The 15,685-nt window shown below is 50.0% G+C and carries 14 protein-coding genes and 1 pseudogene; 12 read left to right on the forward strand and 3 right to left on the reverse strand.

Annotated features, from left to right (window positions below):
- Positions 1–386: 386 nt before the first annotated feature.
- The 4 genes from L6H65_RS17085 to L6H65_RS17100 all read left to right on the forward strand — a co-directional run bounded on the left by L6H65_RS17085 (position 387) and on the right by L6H65_RS17100 (position 3,797).
- The gene (locus L6H65_RS17085) at positions 387–812 is read left to right on the forward strand and encodes a cupin domain-containing protein (RefSeq protein ID WP_236343827.1); all 426 of its coding nucleotides are present in this window, start codon (positions 387–389) and stop codon (positions 810–812) included.
- 4 nt (positions 813–816) lie between these two features.
- Complete coding sequence (locus L6H65_RS17090) at positions 817–2,022, forward strand: amidase (protein ID WP_236343829.1); 1,206 nt, start codon at positions 817–819, stop codon at positions 2,020–2,022.
- Between the two features lie 77 nt (positions 2,023–2,099).
- Positions 2,100–2,909, forward strand: a complete 810-nt coding sequence (locus L6H65_RS17095; RefSeq protein ID WP_236343831.1) for a creatininase family protein — start codon at positions 2,100–2,102, stop codon at positions 2,907–2,909.
- A gap of 21 nt (positions 2,910–2,930) precedes the next feature.
- Positions 2,931–3,797, forward strand: coding sequence for a fumarylacetoacetate hydrolase family protein (locus L6H65_RS17100; RefSeq protein ID WP_236343832.1), 867 nt, complete (start codon positions 2,931–2,933; stop codon positions 3,795–3,797).
- 17 nt (positions 3,798–3,814) lie between these two features.
- On the opposite strand, the gene L6H65_RS17105 is transcribed toward L6H65_RS17100, so the two are convergent.
- On the reverse strand, positions 3,815–4,915 hold the full coding sequence (locus L6H65_RS17105) for a serine hydrolase domain-containing protein (RefSeq protein ID WP_236343833.1): 1,101 nt from the start codon (positions 4,913–4,915) through the stop codon (positions 3,815–3,817).
- A 156-nt stretch (positions 4,916–5,071) separates the two neighbouring features.
- Complete coding sequence (locus L6H65_RS17110) at positions 5,072–6,337, reverse strand: purple acid phosphatase family protein (protein WP_236343835.1); 1,266 nt, start codon at positions 6,335–6,337, stop codon at positions 5,072–5,074.
- A 268-nt stretch (positions 6,338–6,605) separates the two neighbouring features.
- On the opposite strand from L6H65_RS17110, the gene L6H65_RS17115 reads away from it, so the two are divergent.
- From L6H65_RS17115 to L6H65_RS17150, 7 genes are all read left to right on the forward strand, one after another.
- On the forward strand, positions 6,606–7,319 hold the full coding sequence (locus L6H65_RS17115; protein WP_236343836.1) for a polyphosphate polymerase domain-containing protein: 714 nt from the start codon (positions 6,606–6,608) through the stop codon (positions 7,317–7,319).
- Positions 7,320–7,322: 3 nt separating this feature from the next.
- Positions 7,323–8,021 carry a DUF4956 domain-containing protein gene (locus L6H65_RS17120; protein ID WP_236343837.1) on the forward strand — a complete coding sequence of 233 codons (699 nt, stop codon included), beginning with the start codon at positions 7,323–7,325 and terminating at the stop codon, positions 8,019–8,021.
- An 18-nt stretch (positions 8,022–8,039) separates the two neighbouring features.
- Positions 8,040–9,998 (forward strand): CotH kinase family protein, encoded by a 1,959-nt coding sequence (locus L6H65_RS26620; protein ID WP_290370445.1) that lies wholly within the window; start codon positions 8,040–8,042, stop codon positions 9,996–9,998.
- A 310-nt stretch (positions 9,999–10,308) separates the two neighbouring features.
- Positions 10,309–11,298 (forward strand): ABC transporter ATP-binding protein, encoded by a 990-nt coding sequence (locus tag L6H65_RS17135; RefSeq protein ID WP_236343838.1) that lies wholly within the window; start codon positions 10,309–10,311, stop codon positions 11,296–11,298.
- 5 nt (positions 11,299–11,303) lie between these two features.
- Positions 11,304–12,092 carry an ABC transporter permease gene (locus L6H65_RS17140; RefSeq protein ID WP_236343840.1) on the forward strand — a complete coding sequence of 263 codons (789 nt, stop codon included), beginning with the start codon at positions 11,304–11,306 and terminating at the stop codon, positions 12,090–12,092.
- A gap of 17 nt (positions 12,093–12,109) precedes the next feature.
- Entirely contained in the window at positions 12,110–12,904 is a 795-nt protein-coding gene (locus L6H65_RS17145; protein ID WP_236343842.1) for an ABC transporter permease, read from the forward strand.
- Positions 12,905–12,980: 76 nt separating this feature from the next.
- Positions 12,981–13,553: a GNAT family N-acetyltransferase gene (locus tag L6H65_RS17150; RefSeq protein WP_236343843.1), complete on the forward strand. Its 573-nt coding sequence runs from the start codon at positions 12,981–12,983 to the stop codon at positions 13,551–13,553.
- A 147-nt stretch (positions 13,554–13,700) separates the two neighbouring features.
- Here L6H65_RS17150 and L6H65_RS17155 read toward each other — a convergent pair.
- Positions 13,701–13,952 (reverse strand): annotated as a pseudogene (locus L6H65_RS17155) (M20/M25/M40 family metallo-hydrolase); the annotation flags it as partial.
- Positions 13,953–14,496: 544 nt separating this feature from the next.
- On the opposite strand from L6H65_RS17155, the gene L6H65_RS17160 reads away from it, so the two are divergent.
- The gene (locus L6H65_RS17160) at positions 14,497–15,654 is read left to right on the forward strand and encodes a copper amine oxidase N-terminal domain-containing protein (RefSeq protein WP_236343844.1); all 1,158 of its coding nucleotides are present in this window, start codon (positions 14,497–14,499) and stop codon (positions 15,652–15,654) included.
- Positions 15,655–15,685 lie beyond the last annotated feature (31 nt).

Here is a 15,685-nt window from a genome sequence, read left to right on the forward strand (position 1 = left end):
GCAATTTAAACTCGTCGTTATAATGCTGCCTCGTTTTCCCCATTGTGAACACCTCACCTTTTATTAGGATTATTATCTGTCCAACGTTACGAGGTGTCCACTTTTTATTCTAATTGCAAATTCCGTGTTAAAGCAAGGAAGAGCAGCACGAAGGGGAGCTGTAAGCAGGAAAAATCGTGTTATCGCTCCAACATAACCAATCTAGCCGCTCACCTTACCATTTTAAAACGGAAAAACCTGCTTACAGCGCCGCAAACTAAAATCTCTCCAGCTGTAAGACGAAAAAAACGTCTTATTGCTTGGCACAGTGAGCGGCAGAGTGGCGGCCTAGCCCTTTCCGCGCTGATTTATCGTACTTCACCTAACATCGAGAGGAAGCTGACCATATGGATATTTACAAACCATTCGCCGCCATGTTGAAGGATTGCCCTGTTCACAAAATATCGGAGGCCGACAGCAACAAGTTCGTCATTCTTAGCAATGGGGAATTTTATCCCTTCATGAACTGTATTGAAATCTTCGACGTTGACGGCAAGACGCCGCCCAACACGCATGAGGAAGCATTCGAGCATTTCTATGTCATTGCGGGAAGTGGTGTTGCGACGATTGGCGATCAAGTGATTCCTATTGAGACGGGGGCGCATCTGGTTGTGCCGCCTAAGCATTCGCATAAGATCGAGAATACTGGCGAGGGCCGCTTGTATGTATTCACAACGATGATCCCGGACGAGAAGTTCTCCAAGCTGATTCTCTCCGGGTCGCAGAGTAGTCTGGACGAAGAGGACTTGAAGGTTCTCTTGCATAAGGGGTGAGGAGATGGAGGACCGTTACCATGCTTACATGGATAAGTCGCTGACTATGGGGCCGCTAGGCAGCGGTCCTCTGAACGGTCTTGCTTTTGCCATGAAGGATGTGTTCGCTGTGCAAGGGCATCGGAATGCAGCGGGCAATCCCGATTGGCTGAATACCCATGAAGCTGCAACTGCTACAGCGAAGGCTGTCGAGCTGCTGCTCCAAGGAGGCGCCAAGCTATGCGGGGCAACGCATACCGATGAGCTGATGTACAGCTTGAACGGCGAGAACTATCATTATGGCACGCCGATTAATCCGAATGCGCCGGGACGCATCCCCGGAGGCTCGTCAAGCGGCTCGGCAGCAGCTGTTGCAGCGGGCGAAGCGGATTTTGCAATCGGTACAGATACTGGCGGCTCTGTTCGCATCCCGTCCTCATATTGCGGCATCTACGGTTTTCGTCCGACGCATGGCGCAGTGGATACGGAGGGACTGATTCCGCTTGCGCCCAGCTTTGACACGGTTGGCTGGATGGCCAGGGAAGCAGAGGACCTGCTGGCTGTCGGCAAGGTGCTGATCGGTGGGGATTCGGATTCGCCTGTGAAGCGGTTCAAGCGCATCCTGCATGCGGAGGATATATGGAGCTTGGCGGAGCCGGATTGCAGCGAGGCGCTGCAAGGATCAGTTGCAAATATAGCGCAGTATGTCGGTCCTGTTGAGCGGCTCGTGCTGCAGGAGGCCGGATATTCGGAATGGATGAATACGTTCCGTGTTCTGCAAGGACTAGAGATATGGCGGTCGCATGGGGAATGGATTGAATCGTGCAAGCCCAATTTCGGTCCCGGTATTGCAGAGCGGTTTGCTTGGACGAAGACACTGGATGGAAGCGGGCAAGAGGCTGTGCTGGAGGAGGCTCGTGAACGGATACATGGGAATATGCAGCAATTGCTGGGGGACGGCTCGCTGCTTGTGATGCCAACCGCTCCGGGTCCCGCTCCACTATTGAATTTGCCGTCCGAGCAGCTGGAGCAGACAAGAATGAGAACGCTGCAACTATGCTGTATTGCAGGTCTGGCTGGACTGCCGCAAGTGACGCTGCCGATTTGCCGTGTGAATGGCCTGCCGGTCGGACTGTCTATTATTGCAGGGCGTGGCTGCGATATTCCGCTGCTTGAGTTAGTGTACGAGCTGTCGGAGAGACAAGCGGCAGGAGAAAGTTCAAGGGCGTAATGCGGAGTGAACGGCTGCGATGGCAATGATAGCTGCTATGGTATGTGTGGCGGAATTAGGGAGAAGAGGGTGCTGTTATGTTTAGCAGATATGAGGGAAGGGCATGGGAGGATAAATTTCTGCCCAGGCTGACGAGCAAGCAGATTGGCGAGCTGCCTAAGGAGAACGCGCTTTGCATCCTGTCATTGGGCGCGGTGGAGCAGCATGGCTATCATCTGCCCGTCATGACGGACGCGCTTATCGGGGAGGCGACCCTGACGCAGACGTTTGAGAAAATAGATTCCAGTGAGCAGATCTGGATGCTGCCTCCCATCGCATATGGCAAAAGCAATGAGCATCTCGGGTTTGCAGGTACAATTGCATTATCGGCTGCAACCTTGCAAAGTATCGTCATGGATGTTGCTGCAAGCTTGCAGCGGAGCGGATTTAGAAGGCTGCTGCTATTCAATACGCATGGCGGCAATATGGATATGCTCAATGTTATTGCGCGCGAGGTGCGTATTGCTACGGGGCTGATGGTGTTTTATTTGGCGCCGCATAGCTTGGACATGGCTAATGATCTAATGACCGCTGAGGAAATCGAGTACGGCATTCACGGCGGGGACTACGAAACATCCATTGTGAAGGCAATCAAGCCGGGATGGGTGCATGATGAGCTCGCTGTATCGGAAATGGTGGATCTCTCGCAATATGAACAGCTAACGCTGGAGGGGAGAGTGCGGTTCGCTTGGGTGATGAGCGATATCTCGGAAAGCGGTGTAGCCGGAGATGCAACGAAGGCTACAGCCGATAAGGGAGTTCTCATTCAAGAGCGGATCACCGACTTTTTGGCTAAAGCCTTTGTAGAGCTAAGCAGGTTTGAAATTTCTGAATTAAGAAAACGTTAGTCGGTAGGGAGCGCATTTACTATGAAGCTGGCAACAATTAGACAAGGCAGCGCAGAGCTGGCGGCTATTATTGAGTCATCCTCCTATATTCTGATCGACACGATCAACGCTGCGATGAACATGCAGTGGAGCAGCAGTATGCTTGAGCTGATACGGCTGGGGCAATTGGATGCGATCAAGGAGTGGTATCGCAACGGGGGCCGAGAGCTGTTGGCAGGAATGGCCTCCGTTCCTCTAGCGGAAGCGCAATATGCGCCGTTATATCGTCATCCTCGCAAAATATGGGGAATCGGCATGAATTATGTGAAGAACGCTTCAGAGCTGGCGTTCATTCCGGCAGATGCTGAGCCGGTAAGCTTCATGAAGCCGGACACGACTATTATCGGCAGCGGCGAGGCGATCCAGCTTCCGCGTCAGTCGCAGGAGCCGACTGCAGAAGCGGAGCTTGCCATCATTATTGGACGTGAGTGCCGGAATGTGACTGAGGCCGAGGCGCGGGATGCCGTTGCAGGGTTCACGACTTCATTGGATATGACCGCAGCGGATATTCATGCGAAGAATCAGCGGTTTCTGACGAGGGCGAAGAGCTTCGATACGTTTTTTAGCTTCGGCCCGCATTTCATAACAGCGGACGAAATCGAGGATGTGCTGGCGCTGTCGGTAGAGACGGTGCTGAATGGCGCAGTCTGCCATCGCAATGTGATTGCTCATATGCGTTATCAGCCCTGGTATATCGTTGCTTTCCATTCTCAGGTGATGACCCTGCTCCCGGGTGATGTCATCCTTACAGGAACGCCGGGATCAGTCATCATTCGTGATGGGGATGTTGTGGAATGCCGTATTAGCGGCGGCTTCGAGCCGCTTGTGAATTCAGTAAGGGGATGCTGAAGCTCCGAAAGCTGTCCTCATGGATTCTCAAGCTCAAGCATCTTTCCAAGTGTATCCCCTATTCTGTCAATCTCGACACTGTCCTTGTTGCTCAGCACAATGACGGTCATGTCATCCAGCGCGTTATGCATGAGATATCCGACGAAACCGTTAATAAATCGTCCGGGGGTCTGAGCATACATTTTTCTTTCTTCGACTCTCCAACCGTAGGCATAATTAGCTTTGAAAGGTGTAAACATGGCCTCTGCCGAGGTTTTCTTGATGAGTTGTTCCGTATAGAGCGACCGATCCCATTTGTACAGATCATCGATCGTCGAATAGATCCCTCCGGAGGAACTCATAGCGACGAACGGCGCCTCCTCGGAAGGCGTATCAAGACCGTAGGTATAACCTACCGCGTATTGTTTATCCGCTATACCGCCATCCCGTAAACCTGAATCGTTCATCCCAAGTGGTTTGAAAATATGCTCGTGAATATAGTTTTCGTATGTCTGCTTGCTGACCCGTTCAATGATGGCACCTAGTACGATATAGCCTGAATTGCTATGATATAAATGTCTTCCCGGCTCAAAATTCAGCGGTTCGTCTTTAAATTTGTCCAAGCTCTGTTCGACCGTCATCTGCTGCCCCATCCTCTCCAGAAAATCCGGAAAGGTGGTGAAATTCGGGATGCCGGAAGTATGGGTGAGTAAATGGTGGATCGTGATTACGTCGCCATGTGGATAATCAGGCAGATATTCATGTATAGGGTCTTTCACATTCAGCTTTCCTTGCTCTTGAAGCTGCATGATGGCAAGCGCAGTGAATTGTTTGGTGATGGAGCCGATTTGGAAAATGGTGTCTGGGGTGTTTGGTGATTTCTTCTGCAGATTCGCCATCCCATATCCTTTACGAACTAAGATATTACCTTTCTTAGCCAGCAATACAGAACCGCTGAATTCGAATTTGTGCAGAAGGGCATCTACTCTGTCTGAGAAGGATTCAACTTCTGAGCTGACTGGCGGCTGAGTCTGTATCGGGGCGGCAGAGCTCGGTACCGAATTTTGATGGTTATTGGATGTCGTACACCCTACGGTTAGAGAGCAAACTAGCATTGTGATCATAACAACTTTTTTCATATGCACCATCCCTATTTTATTAATGCTCAATAAGATACGGTCGCGCTTGAAATTAGTTTCAAAATTTTGGTTTTTTATGCAATTGAGTGTAACGTCAGACCCGCGTCCCCGTGGATTGTCTTGCTTTGATGGCGCAAGGGGGGCGGCTTTCGCATGTTAGTGCTTGATCTCGAAGCGATCCAGCTCTTCTCCAGCCACATTATAGGCTTTGTACAATAGGGAATCGCCGTCAATGGTAATGCCTGCGAACATTTGCTGGCCATTCTGGAAATGGACCTTATGATAGAATTTATCGTCCTTCTTCTCATTGAACTTCTGTCCGGACGTATTGGTTACGACATACACCGTGCCCTCCTTGCCCGTCACGGCGCGTTCTCCGTCACCGACAACCTCGCCATTCCGCAGCGGGAATGATCTCGAATATTCATGGTTATGCCCTTGCAGCACAAGGTCTACCTTGAATTCATCGAATACCTCCACCCACTTCTTAATCTTCTTGTACGAGCTGCCGCCATATGCCCCGCGATGCATCGCGACGATGATCCACGGCTTATCCGTCCCGGCGAGATCCTCCCGCAGCCATTCTGTCTGCCCATCAATATTGGATTCTGTATTCAATACGACGAAATGTGCATTGCTGTAATCGAACGAATAGGTTGTGCCTTTAATAGAGCCGTCTGCCCCGTTATCAGGCACTAGAAAGTGCGATGTGAAGCGATCCGCTTTATGATCGATTTCCTCATGATTGCCAGTAACCGGCATGAGCGGAACACGAGTCAGCCACCGCCGTCCTTTGTCGAAAAAATAATCCCATGCAAGCTCATCCTCAGGATTTTCCGTCAAATCCCCGTTATGTACAATGAAGCGGGCATCTGGAAGCTGCTCGAAGGCCTTATCCAATGTCCGTCCCCACAGCTCGAAATCACTCTCCACAATACCCTGCGAATCCGTCACATTAAGGAAGGTGAACGCCTCCGCCGCAGCAGGCTCGGTTAGAAATTGCGCAGGCTCGCTCCAACTGTTCGCCTCTCCGCTGCCTACTCGGTACGAATAGGCCGTTCCGGCTTTCAGACCTGTTACCTCGACTTTGTGAACGCCCTGCTGAACATTGTCCGCCGTCTCGATTGTTGTTGTGCTGCCCTGCACGGTGAGCATGCTGTTCTCGTCCAGTCCGTCCTTCCAGCTTCCCTCTACGAGCTGGATAACTGCGCTTGAAGCCGCAGGCCCCGTATGCCAGGTGAATGAACGGCTAGTGCGCGCATCGCCGGTTATTGTGGTGACGATGGATTTGGGCTGAGTGGCTGCCCCTGGAGAATCGGGGTTGTCTATCTCCATGCTGTCATTGCAGCCGATCATGACGATCATGCTCATAATGAGCAGCGCTGTTAAATGGATGGTGTCTCTATATGCATTCCGCTTCAAATGAGAATCCTCCTCGTTGCATAAAGCTGCTGAAATACTCGCCCTGCCAAATTTCGCACCGCGCGCAGCTCCCGGCGCTGCGCGGTGTTCCGCTGCATGACGGCCCTTTCCTCGTACAGTCAGTATAAGCCTCATATTAAGGAATTGTAAAACATTCAGCGGCTATTCAGTTATCGCTAAGGATGGGCTCATGTACGCTTTTTACAATAAGATGTATAACCGGCGGTTGGAACACGGATGAACCGTTTGACAGAGAGAGAGGTGTGAAATGAACAGCAATTTGAAGTACCGTCATGAATTGAAATTTCTGATCAACTACCATCAATTCTATCTGATCAGCAATCGGCTGCGGAATCTGATGAGTCGGGATAAACATGCGGGACCTAAAGGGGAGTACCATATTCGGAGCCTGTACTTCGACGACATTAGCAATAAGGCGCTTCATGAGAAATTGGGCGGGGTTCGCGACCGTGTGAAGTATCGGGTGCGCATCTACAACGTGGAGGACAATGTCATTCACTTCGAAAAGAAGATCAAGCGCAATGATTACATCGCCAAGGTGAAGGAGCCGCTGACCCGCGATATGTACGAGGCCATTATTGCAGGGAATTATGAGGTGCTCCGTCAGCCGGACAAGCCATTTATGATGGAGCTCTACAATGAAATGACGCATAACTTTCTGCGTCCCAAAGTCATTGTTGATTATGTTCGCGAGCCTTACGTATGCCGCAACGGCAACGTGCGAATTACGTTCGATAAGGAGTTGCGGACGGGTCTTCATTCAACAGATATTTTCAACAAGGAATTGAACTCGGTGCGGGCGATCGATGAGAATCTGATCATTCTTGAGGTGAAATACGACGAGTACCTGCCGGGCTATATCCAGACGGCGCTCCAGCTTCAAGGGCTGACCAGACAGTCTGCATCGAAGTATGTGATATGCCGCAAATTTCTGAAATTCAACACATGGGAGGATCATTAGTCTATGGATACGACGACAACGGAAACAACAAATTTTGCCGACTTATTAAAGAAATCGGTGGTGAACAATTTTATATCCGACATTGATATTACGAAAATATTGCTTACACTCGGGATTGCTTTTCTGATCGGCTACTTTATTTATGTGCTGTACAAAAGGGTGTTCAGCGGTGTTCTTTATTCGCGAAGCTTCAATATTTCGCTAATCGGGATGACGATGGTTACAGCAATGGTTATTATTGCGGTCAATTCCAATCTTGTGCTGTCGCTCGGCATGGTCGGCGCGCTCTCGATTGTCCGGTTCAGGACGCCGATCAAGGACCCGACGGATCTGATTTTTCTGTTCTGGGCTGCGGCGGCGGGCATTGTGGCGGGAGCGGGCTTTTATACGCTTGCGATGGTCGGTTCTGTTGCAATTGGCCTGATTATGTTCTTCTTTATTAAACGCTCGACCTTCGAAACGCCGTACCTGCTTGTCATTAATTGCGATAGCGATAAGTGCGAGCAGGCCGTTCAACAGCATGTTGGCAAAATGGTGAAGCGATACAATGTGAAGCAAAAAACCGTCACCCAAGGCAATATCGAGACAACGCTGGAAATTCGGCTGCGCGACAATGAAGGCCAATTCGTGAACGGAATCTCGGAGCTTGACGGTGTTCGGAATGCTGTGCTTATCAGCTACAGCGGCGATTATGTATCCTAGAGATGGAGGGGGCCCAGGATGAAAAAGAGAGCAGCTATCGTTCTAGTTCTTCTCTGCATCTGTCTGATCTTGGGATTGACCGGCTGTATGCTGACGGACAAGGAAGCGGGCAGCGCAAAGTCTGAAGAAGTGGCGTTGCCCGCAGTCACGGAACAAGAGCAGCTTGTTGATGAGACGGTTTTTCCCAAGGATAAGGTTGTAGATGTACGAATAACGGTCGATCCGGCTGATTATCAAGATATGCTGGACAACGCCGGCAACGAGGAATATAAGACAGCGTCGGTCAATTACAATGGTCAGCAGATTGATAATATTGCGGTTAGGACGAAGGGGAATCTGAGCTTGCGGAGTGTGATCAATTCCGATTCGGATCGATACAGCTTTAAGCTGGCGTTCGACGAATATATCGCGGGACAGAGCTTGAACGGAATAACGAAGATCAATCTGAACAACAACTATAGCGATGCGTCCTACATGCGAGAGTTTCTGGCTTATGAGCTTGCTGAAGAGATGGGGCTGCCAACGCCCAAATATTCTTTTGTCAATGTGTATGTGAATGATGAGCTGCGGGGATTCTATCTTGCTGTGGAGCAGGTGGGAGAGGCATACTTGGAGCGAAATTTTGGCAATTCGAACGGGGCGCTGTATAAAGCCAATGGCGGCAGCGGCAGCGAGCTGTCGTGGCTGGAGCGAATGAGCGCGTACACGGGCCTCGATTTGAAATCAGCCTCCTCGAACGATGATATCATTTTGGGGATGCTGGACGAGCTGAACAATGGCTCCGATTATGAGAGCGTGCTGGATGTGGAGGAAGCGTTGAAATTCATTGCGCTTAATACGCTTTCAGCGAACATGGACAGCTACTTGGGACAGAACAAGCACAATTATTATTTGTATGAGGATGACGGGATATTCTCCGTTCTGCCATGGGATTACAATATGGCGTTCGGCGGGCTTGGCGGGACGGGTATTCTGATCGACGAACCGACACAAGGCGCATTGGCTGAACGGCCTCTGATTGCGAAGCTGCTCGGAGTCGATGCGTATAAGGAGAAGTATCACGGGTATATGACGGAGATGCTGCAAGGCTATTTGTCGGATGAGGCATTCGGAGCGCGTGTGCAAGAAATTGCGGCGATGATTTCTTCCTATGTAGAAAAGGACCCGACAGCGTTCTACACTTACGCGCAGTATGAGCAAGGCGTTGAAGGGCTCAAGACATTTGTGTCGCAGCAGGCGGAGCTGTTCAGGAAACAGCTGGATGGCACGACGCCTTCGGCTGGAGATGGCTCTGGCAGCGGCGGCGGCATGGGTGGCGGAGGCATGCAGCAGTTCGGCGGCCGGCAGGGAGCCGAGGCCGCAGCGGGTGCTGGGGATGGTGCGGACGCAGGACCGGTTAGGGGCGCGTTCGCCGCAGATGGAGGCCCGGACGCCGCGCCAGCAGCGGACGGCGAGCAAGCGCAGCCGGACGTGCAAGCGCAGCCGGGCGTGCAGGCGCAGCCAGGCGTGCAAGCGCAGCCGGGCGTGCAGGCGCAGCCAGACGTGCAAGCGCAGCCAGACGTGCAAGCGCAGCCGGGCGTGCAAGCGCAGCCGGGCGTGCAGGCGCAGCCGGGCGGGCAAGCGCAGCCGGACGGGCAAGCGCAGCCGGGCGTGCAGGCGCAGCCGGGCGTGCAGGCGCAGCCAGACGTGCAAGCGCAGCCGGGCGTGCAAGCGCAGCCGGGCGTGCAGGCGCAGCCGGGCGGGCAAGCGCAGCCGGGCCAAGGCTGGCAGATGCAGCCTGGGGGGCAAGGTGGACCGGGCGAGGCTGGTGGATTTGGCGGCATGCGAGGCGGTCCGGGCATGGGCGGTGGCCCGGGCTGGCAAGGTGAGCAGCAGCCCGAAGGCAGTGTAAGCGAAGCGATTACTGCCGGTATTGCAGTGGTTCTGCTCCTGATAGCTTGTCTGATTGTCGTTTTCTTCAAACGAGCAAAGCTGTAAGTAAACATTGTCCTGGTCCATATTTAGAATGAGAACAACCCGTCAGCAGAAATTGCTGGCGGGTTTCTTCTCGATGCCCTGCACTATTCGGATTCAATGAATCCTATTGCCTGTCTTGATGCGCCTACAAGCTGACCAAAGATTCACCTGAGGCTAGTCTCCTGCTCAAATCTAGCTGTATAGGATCGAGTATGCAAATTCATGCAACAAATTCTCTCAGAAAAATTTGTTGAAAAATAGCAAATATAGGTCCATAATGGGTAATTAATATTACAGATATATACAAAAGTTTTAAAGGGCGGGATGTTGCATGATCGAAGTGCGTGGTTTAACCAAGGAGTATACGATTGTGAAGAAGAGTCCAGGCTTGAGAGGGGCAATCAAAGGGCTTTTCGTCAGAGATTACACGGTGAAGCGAGCGGTTGATGATATTAACTTCTCTATTAACCAAGGCGAGCTAGTCGGGTACATAGGCGCTAACGGAGCCGGCAAATCGACGACGATCAAGATGCTTTCAGGGATTCTGACGCCCAGCGCGGGCGAGGTGAAGGTAAACGGCATCATTCCTTACGAGCAGAGGAAGAAGAATGCCCAACGTATCGGTGCTGTTTTCGGACAACGAACGCAGCTGTTCTGGGATATTGCTGTACGGGAATCCTATAGCTTGCTCAAGCATATCTATCAAATTCCAGACAAGCAGCATAAGGATACGCTAGACATGTTCACCGAGGTATTGAATCTCGGTCCATTGCTGGGTACGCCGGTAAGGCAGCTGTCACTCGGGCAAAAGATGCGCTGTGAGCTTGCAGCGGCATTCCTGCATAATCCTTCTATCGTCTATCTGGATGAGCCCACTATTGGGCTGGATGTCGCTGTTAAGACGAGAATTCGTGCTTTTATCAAGGAAATGAATAAGCTGCATCAAACAACCGTGCTGCTGACAACGCATGATATGCAGGATATCGAAGAGATTTGTAATCGCATCATTATTATAGATGAGGGCAAGGTGCTCTACGATGGCAGTCTGGCCTCGATTAAAGAGCGGTTTGGCCAGAAGCGGGTCATTCATTTTGAATTGGAGCTTGAAGGAGAATTTTCCCTCCCCGACGCTCTGCAGGGCAAAGCCGATGTGATCGCGGGCGAAGAGGAGGGTAAGATCGGCTTGTCCTTCTCCAGTGGGGATGTGAATGCGGCTGACGTTATTTCTGCAGTGCTTGCCGAGTACCGCGTGCGGGACTTAACGATAGCCGACCCTAAGATCGAAACAATCGTTCATGAGATCTATGAGCGAGGGGTGTAGCGCAGATGAGAAAATATTGGGAATTAATGAAATCGCAAATTAAGCTCGATTCTGCCTATTCTATATGGTACTGGTCGGGAATTGTCGCGACGATGCTGAGAGTGTTTGTTATCTATTCCTTCTGGAATGCGGTCTATGATCATCGGGTAGAGGTTTCCAACATGCCGCTGAATATGATGCTTACCTACGTTATTCTTGCTGCAATGCTCAGCAATTATTCTGCGGGAGTAGGCTATGAGCTTGCGAATCAAGTGCGAGATGGGAATGTTGCCATTGAACTTATGCGCCCCTATGATCTTATGCATAAGCTTGTAGCGCTCGATCTGGGGATGAAGATAACGAATTCCATTCGCAATACATTGCCGATCCTTATCCTTGCATTTCTCTTCTTAGGCATTAGCCTGCCGCATACATGGCTGATGGGACTGCTTAGTATACTCAGTGCGATCATCGGGATATTCCTCGGAGCCCAACTGGATATGATTATCGGAATTCTGGCTTTCTGGGTGTTCTACATTTGGGGGCTGCGAGTGTTGCGCAATGCGGTTTTCTTATTCTTCTCCGGTGCGCTGCTCCCTATCAGCATGTTTCCTGAGTGGCTGCAAACCGTTAGTGAATTTTTGCCTTTCCAGTCTATTGTCTATGTTCCTGTTGCGATCTATACGGGTCAAATTATAGGGAATGATGTGTACACTTCGATACTGCTCCAGTTGGCGTGGCTAGTCGTGGTCTACACAATAATACGGTTGTTATGGTCGTTCGCATTAAGAAAAGTGACGATCTTCGGGGGGTAAAGGGGAGATACGGAGCAATGATAAATCGTTATGCCAGATTATATTGGGAATTTTTCAAGATGCATGTTAAGGTCAAAATGGAATATCGCGTCGATTTTCTGATCGGGATATTGTCTGTCCTGCTCATTCAAGGAACGGCGATCTTTTTTGTAGCCATTGTATTTCAGCATATTGAAGCGCTTCATGGGTGGACCTTCTATCAAATTCTGTTCATCTACGGTATTGCTCAAACGGGAAGAGCGCTGGAATTCGCTTTCTTCGATAATTTATGGCTGCTGGGCCAGGACTATATTCGACCAGGCAAGTTTGATCGGATGCTGGTCCGTCCCATTAACCCGTTATTCCATGTTCTTGCTGACAAATTGCAGGCTGACGGGCTAGGGCAGGGGATAATCGGCTTAATTGTCCTTATAACGGCGATGGTTAATCTGCCGATTGAATGGGGAATGGGTGATCTGCTGCTGCTTGCTCTACTGATCGTGTCCAGCGGTGCGATCTTCATGGCGGTTAATTTGTTCTTCGCCAGTCTTTCCTTCTGGATCGTGGACAGCATACCGATTATGGGCGCGGTCTTCACGCTAAGCGATTTCACGCGTTACCCAATGACGATCTACAGCAAGGGAGTCAGATTCGTACTCACCTGGTTGATTCCATACGGCTTCACGGCATTCTATCCCGCGACCCTGTTCGTCGAGAATGCGGACTTTGAGAAGATCGGGCTGCTGTCGCCAGTGGTAGCGACTATTGCTGTAGTGATCGCGTATTGGCTTTGGAAGAAGGGGCTGAAGGCTTTTTCCAGCACGGGAAGCTAACGGGTGGGATGAGAGTCGGCAGAAGTCAACGATAATAGGGAGTTCAAGCTTGCAGTAGAAAGGAGTCGCTGTCAGTATGGAGTCCAGGTTCGCATTGAAGGAATTTCCCCGACTGCAGACGGACCGTCTTATTCTACGGCAAGGGGAGAAGAAGGATTGTCAGGCTATTTTTGAGCTGTATTCCTGCGAATCTGTTGTAGCATACATGCCGCTAGCGCCGTTTGCAGATATCCAAGAGGCGATAGATGAGATGAATTGGCATCAGCGAATTTTTGCAGAGGGAACGGGTATGCGGTGGTTAATAGAAGAGAAGGAATCAGGGAAAGTGATCGGAACATGCGGTTTTCTGAATTTTGATCACACACATAATCGAATTGAGATCGGCTATGATCTGTCGCCTGACTTCTGGGGGCAAGGTTTGATGAAAGAGGCTGCGGATCGCGTCATTTCCTTCGGCTTCTCATTGATGAAGGTGAATCGTATAGAAGCAAGGGTGGAGCCCGAGAATGGAGCTTCCATGCGCTTGATGGATAAGTTGGGGTTCCATAAGGAAGGCGTATTGCGGCAGCTGGAGTTTGAGAAGGGCAAGTATGTTGATCTTGCGGTGTTCTCATTGCTGCTAAGTGAATATGAGATGCGGAATGGATAGACAGGGGTAATGGATAGAAGGGCAGCTGTAGTCTGCTCCTCTATCCATTATTTGTATTGTCAGATGCTCTTTTTCACTGTTCGTTTCTTTTGCCGCGGACATCGCGCAGACGGCAGTTGCGATGCTGCATGGCGGCGGTAAGGCCAACTAGTCGGGGGCCCCTCTTTGTTCGGACAGCTTGACGATCTCAATAATAACATTAGTGGCGCGGATCATATTATCGACCGAAACATACTCATACTTGCCATGATAATTTTCCCCGCCGGTGAAAATATTCGGTGTAGGCAATCCCATGTAGGAGAGCTGAGAGCCGTCCGTTCCTCCGCGAATCGGCTGAACAATCGGCTCAATACCGAGGCTGACCATCGCCTCATGCGCGATCTCGACGATCTCTAGCACCGCGAAGCGCGGATGATGCGCCCTGCCTTCCTCGAAACGCCCCCACCGCTCTTAGGCTCCGTGCGGGGGCTAAACGACGGCCAGGAACCTAGAGCGCCTTGGTCGGGCCGTTTTTGGCCGGCTTAGGCGCTCTGGTTATCGGTCGGAGTAACCCCGCAGCGGTGCGTACCGGCTCTTGGGCGGCGGCGTTTCCCAGCCGCCTTAGAGCCCGTAGCATTAGCGCTCTAGGGCATTAAAAAAGCTCCTGTTAGCTTGGAGCCTAGATCTATTTATGTAATTTTTGAAACTTTTTGGGTAGTTGAGCTATCTATATAGATAGGAATCTAATGTCCACTTCCAGGAAGGAGTAGTGATTGTAAAAACCGATTTGAATAGATCACTTTTGATCGTGTGGATAAGGCGAGGAACTTCTTTAGCGTAAAATAAAATCGGGTGATTGGAGGCTTTCCGATGGTAACGAACGAAATTGGAGGCTAGAAGCTATATTCAAAATAAAAAGAAGACGATTTTGTAATTGAATCCAATTATACAGAGAGGTGTAGTTATGAAGAGAAAACTAGTAACTGCCTTATTTACATTTGCATTGTTTCTGTCTTTTGGTTACGCGGTCCATGCGGAAAGTCTCCAAAATACGTATGAGGATGTTACTGAAGCCGACTTGAAAAACAGTATGATTCTCTCACCTGAAAGCGCTAAGGGGTTTGTCAACGGGCAACAGGTAGCTGCCGTTCAGCCTATTCTTAAAGACGGCAGAACATTGGTGCCCCTTCGCTTTATTTCTGAGGGGTTTGGGGCAAAGGTGGACTTCAATTCGAAAAATCAATCCATCACCATTGTTCACAACGGTAAAACCATTTCTCTAAAGTTAGGGAGCAAGAATGTTTCCATTAACGGTCAAACCAAAAGGATGGACGTGGTAACAAGGATTCAAAACAATGTCACGTACATTCCTCTGAGGGATATTGGCGAGGCTTTGAACAAGAAAGTGGTCTATCTCCAAAAGAAAGAATATCAATCCTATAGCTTAATTGTTTTAAGGGATCATAACGCTACAGCGATTGAACATCTTAATCTGACCCGTGTCTTGGATTTGCTATATCAAGGGAAAGCCGTCGTCTATAGCGATCGTTATATGGTCGTCATTAAAGAAAACGGAAAATTATGGATTAGTGACCTTTCACCTAAATTCGCCCTTAGTTTCATTCCTTTTGCCTACAAAAAATATATTGAAACACCAAATGAAACTAAACTCGGAGACATATGGTTTAAAACGGAGACGAGCCAGTTTTATGTGAATCATGCTTGGGACACCACAGAGGAATATATGTTATATCGGGTGAATGGCGAAGAGATCTCAAGGGTAGCGATTGACAAAGCACAAATTAAGAACGTAAAAACCTACCAGGATGATGTCTACTACTTGGCAACGTACGATTACGGCATAATGGACCCTCCTGGAATAAGCAACCTAAGAAAAGCAACGCAGAGCAATGGAAAATGGTCTGTGACGTATGTAGGCGAACCGGGATTCTATTACGGCTATGACATGAATGGCAAGGCCTACGAATGGTCCATTGATTCAAGCGGCATAACGACCTATGGCTGGAATCGCCTTGGAGAGACTCAGGAAGAGCGGTTACAGTCGTTGGGATACTATCGAATTGATCTCAATGGCCAACACCATACGTTAGTAAAATCATAAAAAATAAAAGCTAGTTGAAGTTCTTAATTAC

This window comes from Paenibacillus plantiphilus (assembly GCF_927798095.1).
GTDB classification, from domain to species: domain Bacteria; phylum Bacillota; class Bacilli; order Paenibacillales; family Paenibacillaceae; genus Paenibacillus_Z; species Paenibacillus_Z plantiphilus.